Genomic DNA, 4940 nt, shown 5'->3' on the forward strand with positions numbered 1-4940 from the left:
ACGGGCCGGCTTTTTTTATCCGCCGCCTCCCATCGCGCTGCTTTTTTTGCTATGCTGCGAGCCTGAATTCAGCCGCGAAAGGGAAGTCCCGCCATGTCCGAAGACAGCCCCTGCTGCCCGCCGCCTAGCTCGCCGGCCCCCAAATCCTCCTGCTGCCCGCCCAAGGCGCCGCCGGCAACCGCCCAGACCTGTTGCCCGCCAACCGTCGCCAAGGACCAAGCCGTCTGCTGCCCGCCACCGCGCGTTCGCGAGCTGCCGGGCTATCGGCTCTGGCCTTTCGTCGGCGGCTGGCTCGACACCCCCGTCGGAGCCGTGCCCCAGGTCGCCACGCGCCCGACCTGGGGTGATCGCCTCGGCCGCTGGCAGATGCGCTGGGGCATCGGCCGCATGCGCTATCGCATTGCGCCGGGACTCTACGCCGTGGGTCGGCCCGACGCCGAGGCGCCGGTGCTGGTGACGGCCAACTACAAGCTGAGCTTCGACAGTCTGCGGCGCGAGCTGGGCGGACGGGATCTGTGGATTCTGGTGCTGGAAACCCAGGGCATCAACGTCTGGTGCGCGGCGGGCAAGGGCAGCTTCGGCACCGAGGAACTGGTGCGCCGGGTCCGGGCCGTCGGCCTGGATCGGCTGGTCACCCACCGTCGCCTGATCCTGCCGCAACTCGGCGCCGTGGGCGTGGCGGCCCATGAAGTGAAAAATGCTTGCGGATTTCAGGTGCTCTACGGCCCGGTGCGCGCCGCCGACCTGCCGGTGCTCCTTGATCGCGGCGAAAAAGCCCTTACGCCGGCCATGCGCCGCGTCAGTTTCACCACCTTGGAGCGGCTGGCGCTGACCCCGGTGGAGTTGACCAACATGCTGAAAACCCTGGCATGGGTGGCCCTGGTCCTGCTGGTGCTGGGCGGCATCGGGCCGGGAATTTTTTCCTTCTCCGCCGCCCTGAGCCGGGGCGGCGCGGCCTTCGTCTCAGCCCTCGCCGGTCTTTTCGCCGGCGCGGTCATCACGCCGCTCTTGCTGCCCTGGCTGCCCGGGCGCGCCTTTGCCGTCAAGGGCGCCCTGGTCGGCGGCCTGCTCGGCCTGGGATTGGGCCTGGTTTATGCTGCGAGTTGGCTGTCCCTGACGGCACTGGCGGCGGCGGTCGCGGCGGTGAGTTCCTGGTGCGCCATGAACTTCACCGGCTCGACGCCCTTCACCTCGCCCTCCGGCGTGGAAAAAGAGATGCGCCGCGCCATGCCCCTGCAGGCGGTAGCGCTGCTCGTGGCCGGGGCCTTGTGGCTGGCAGGGGCGTTCACGGGTTGAGAAGTTTTGTTCCCATAGGTCCCATACGACCCATGAGTCCCATGGGACCCATGACCCTCGGAGAAGAACCCATGAAGGAATTGCGCTACCTTGACAACGTCGCCACCCTGGAGCTCGACGCCGAAACCTGCATCGGCTGCGGCCTCTGCGCCCAGGTCTGCCCCCACGCGGTGTTCGAGATCGCCGAACGGAAAGCCCGCATCATCGAGCGCAACCGCTGCATGGAGTGCGGCGCCTGCGCGAAAAACTGCCCGGTCGCGGCCCTCAAGGTCAAGGCCGGGGTCGGCTGCGCCGGCGCCATCATTCATAGCTGGCTGACCGGCGAGCCGCCGAGCTGCGATTGCAAGGGCGGTAGCTGCTGAGCAGGGTTTTCGCCGAGGATTAGGCGCTTTGCGCCGCCTCGGCCAAGGGAAGGCGAACCTGAAAGTTGCTTCCGTCCCCGGGGCGGCTGTCCAGGCGCACCTGACCGCCCAAAGCCTCGACCAGGATGCGCACCACATAGAGGCCGAGGCCGCTGCCCCGCGACTGCTCGGTGCCGGTTCGCCCCCGACAGAACTTGCGAAACACCAGTTCCTGTTCCTCGGGGACGATGCCAGGTCCGGTATCGCGGATTTCCACGCCCGCCCAACCGTCATCGTCCAGCAGGCAGCGCCCGTCCACCGCCTGGCCGCGGCTGCTGTACTTGACGGCATTGTCCACCAGGTTGGCAATCACCACCTTGAGCGCGGCACGATGAGCCTGCACCGCCAGGGGCTGCTCCAGCTTGAACAGACGCAGTGTCACCCCGCGCTTTTGCGCCAGGGGCCGGAACAGGGCAAAAACTTCCAGAAGCAGATCCTCCAGATCGACCCGGTCCAGGGGCAGGGTCAGCTTGCCATCCTCGATGCCGCGCACCATCTGAAATTCCTCGGCAATCATCCCCAGATAGTCGGAACTACGGTGAATGGCCTGCAAGTAATCCCGAGTGCGCAGGGGTTGGGCGCCCAAATCGCTGCGTGCCAGCAGGTTGGAAAAACCACCGATCACCATCAACTGGTTACGCAACTCATGGAACAGCAGGGCCTGGATATCCGCGGCGAGCTGTTCCCGGGTGCGCAACCGTTCGAGTTCGCAGCGCTGAGCCTGCTCACGGTGCCGCCGGGCGATGAGATTGTCGGCCAGGGCCAGCACCTCGCGGAGCGCGTAGGGCTTGGGCAGATAGGCGTCGGCGCCTAGTTCCAGACCACGCAAACGGTCGTCCAACGCGCCCAGGGCGGTGAGCATCACGACCGGAATGGTCGCCACCTGCTCGTCGGGAACGCTGCGCAGCAAGCGACACACCTCCCAGCCATCGAGGGCCGGCATCATCACATCCAGGAGGATGAGGTCGGGTCGCTCGCTCTCGATGAGGCGACAAGCGCTGAAGCCGTCCTCGGCGACCAACGCGGCGTATCCATGCTGATTCAGGGCATAGACCAGCATTTCCGCCAGTTCCGGCTCATCGTCGACGACCAGGACGAGCCCCTGCCGGCGATCGACCGTCTTGGCCCGCTCGCCCTTGGTCAAGGATTCAGTGGACAAGGTCATTTTCTCCCGCGCGTATCAAAATCTGCTTGACAGAATACGGGGCTTGCAGGGCGCATCCCGAGCAAGCGCTGCGCTTGTGTACCGCGACTGTATGAGGATTTGGTGATCGCCTGATGAATTTCCCGTGAGCAGGCCGCTCCTGACGGTTGCGACCGCCGGCCCCGAGGGTAAAATGATCATATGAGAAGCAAAGGAAAGTATTTAGGATCACATTGGGTCTTCGGGGTCGTGGCGGCGATGCTGCTGACGATGGTCGGCTGTACCCATGTGCTGCCGCCCAGCGCGCGCGAGGACGTTCATCCCTACCTCGACCTGCGCGACGTTAAGGAGGATCCGGCGAAATACGCCGGAACCACCCTGCTGCTCGGCGGGTTGATCGTGGATCATGAGGTGACCCGCGAGGGCTCGCGCCTGGAAGTCCTCAGCTACAACCTCGATCGCTGGGGACGGCCGCTGAGCGCCGATGAGCTGAGCGGGCGCTTTCTGGTGGAAACCGAGCGGATTCTCGATCCGGCGCTTTACGACAAAGGCCGCCAGGTCACCCTGACCGGCACCCTCACGGGAGGGATGACCCGGCCCCTGGGCGCGTCGGCCTACAGCTATCCGCTGCTCCAACTGCGCGCCATCTATCTCTGGCCGCGGCCCGATCCCCACGACCCCTACGTTTATCCCTATTACCCTTATTCTCACCCCTACCGGCCCTACCCCTTCGGCTGGTATTATCCCTGGTGGTAAAACCATCCCCTGATCTGAAATTCGGAGAGCGCACGTGACCCTGACCATGTTCGGCAGCCTGCTGGGCGGCATCGGCCTGTTCATCCTCGGCATGCGCCTGATGACCGACGGCTTCAAGTACGCCGCCGGCCGCGCCCTGCGCGGCATCCTCGCCCGTTCGACGCGCACCCCGCTGCGCGGCATTCTCTCCGGGGCGCTGATCACCGCCCTGGTGCAGGCCTCGGCCATGGTCACGGTGGCGACCATCGGCTTCGTCAACGCCGGGCTGATGAGCCTGCGCCAGGCCCTGACCCTCATCTACGGCACCAACATCGGCACCACCATGACCGCCTGGCTGGTCACGGCGGTGGGCTTTGATTTCAACATCCAGGCCTTCGCCCTGCCCGCCATCGGCGCGGGCATGTTCCTGCGGATGCTGCGCGGCGAGAGCCGCGCCGGACGCCTGGGCGAGGCGCTGGCGGGCTTCGGCTTGTTTTTCAGCGGCCTCGACGTGCTCAAGGACGCCTTCGGCGCCCTCGGCCAGAGCCTGCAGTTCACCGCCATCAGCGGCAACGGCCTGCTCGCCATGGCGGCCTTCGTCGGCGCCGGCTTTCTGCTCACCGTCCTGCTGCAGTCCTCGAGCGCCGCCCTGGCCATCATTCTGACCTCGGCGGCGGGCGGGGTGGTGGGCGTCAACGATGCCGCCGCCATGGTCATCGGCGCCAACGTCGGCACCACCCTCACCGCCCTGCTGGTGGTGCTGGGCGCCACGGCCAACGCAAAGCGCGTCGCCGCCGCGCACATCGCCTTCAACCTCATCACCGGGGTGGTGGCCTTCGTCGTCCTGCCCCTGCTCCTGCGCCTGCTTGCGGGCATGCAGGGTTTCCTCGACCTGAACGCCGGCCCCGCCACCCAACTGGCCCTGTTCCATACCGCCTTCAACCTGCTCGGAGTGCTGCTGCTCTGGCCCCTGACGGGCACCCTGGTGCGCTTTCTCGAGGGCCGCTTCCGCCGCAGCGAAACGGATGAGGCGCGCCCCCAGTATCTCGACCGCACCCTCGCCGCCACGCCGGTATTGGGGCTCCAGGCCCTCGTTCGCGAACTCACGCGGTTGGGCGCCATGGTGCGGCGCATGGCCAAGGAGGCCATCAGCAGCGAAAAGGTCGCCCCGCAACGTCTTGACCAGGAGCGCGAGGCGGCCGACCGGCTGGTGGAAGCCATCGGCGAATTCAGCAGCCGCATGCAGCAGAGCAACCTGCCGCCGATTCTCGCCGAGGTGCTGCCCAACGCCCTGCGCGTGTCGCGCTATCACAGCGAGATGGCCGAACTGGCGGTGCTCATCGGCCAAGCCCACCATCAGGCCG

General features: G+C 66.6%; 5 protein-coding genes. 4 read left to right on the forward strand and 1 reads right to left on the reverse strand.

What is annotated here, in order from left to right; genetic code table 11:
• Nucleotides 1-93: 93 nt before the first annotated feature.
• Both hgcA and hgcB read left to right on the forward strand, forming a co-directional pair.
• Nucleotides 94-1296 (forward strand): mercury methylation corrinoid protein HgcA, encoded by a 1203-nt coding sequence (gene hgcA / locus QAT43_RS14135; RefSeq protein WP_305043732.1) that lies wholly within the window; start codon nt 94-96, stop codon nt 1294-1296.
• Between the two features lie 41 nt (nt 1297-1337).
• On the forward strand, nt 1338-1658 hold the full coding sequence (hgcB, locus tag QAT43_RS14140) for a mercury methylation ferredoxin HgcB (protein WP_442900276.1): 321 nt from the start codon (nt 1338-1340) through the stop codon (nt 1656-1658).
• A 19-nt stretch (nt 1659-1677) separates the two neighbouring features.
• Here the strand turns inward: hgcB and QAT43_RS14145 are convergent, their stop codons facing one another.
• A complete protein-coding gene (locus tag QAT43_RS14145) occupies nt 1678-2856 on the reverse strand; it encodes a hybrid sensor histidine kinase/response regulator (RefSeq protein WP_305043733.1) in 1179 nt (392 codons plus the stop codon).
• Between the two features lie 243 nt (nt 2857-3099).
• Here QAT43_RS14145 and QAT43_RS14150 point away from each other — a divergent pair, with 243 nt between their 5' ends.
• Nucleotides 3100-3597 carry a Slp family lipoprotein gene (locus QAT43_RS14150; protein ID WP_305043734.1) on the forward strand — a complete coding sequence of 166 codons (498 nt, stop codon included), beginning with the start codon at nt 3100-3102 and terminating at the stop codon, nt 3595-3597.
• A 34-nt stretch (nt 3598-3631) separates the two neighbouring features.
• Nucleotides 3632-4940, forward strand: a 1309-nt coding sequence (locus QAT43_RS14155) for a Na/Pi cotransporter family protein (RefSeq protein ID WP_305043735.1), incomplete at its 3' end; no start/stop codon positions are given.

The sequence above is a fragment of the Geoalkalibacter sp. genome (assembly GCF_030604225.1).
Classification (GTDB): Bacteria; Desulfobacterota; Desulfuromonadia; order Desulfuromonadales; family Geoalkalibacteraceae; genus Geoalkalibacter.

Coding starts and splice junctions, on each gene's coding strand:
- hgcA (WP_305043732.1), top strand. CDS start 94: ATGTCCGAAGACAGCCCCTGCTGCCCGCCGCCTAGCTCGCCGGCCCCC.
- hgcB (WP_442900276.1), top strand. CDS start 1,338: ATGGGACCCATGACCCTCGGAGAAGAACCCATGAAGGAATTGCGCTAC.
- QAT43_RS14150 (WP_305043734.1), top strand. CDS start 3,100: ATGCTGCTGACGATGGTCGGCTGTACCCATGTGCTGCCGCCCAGCGCG.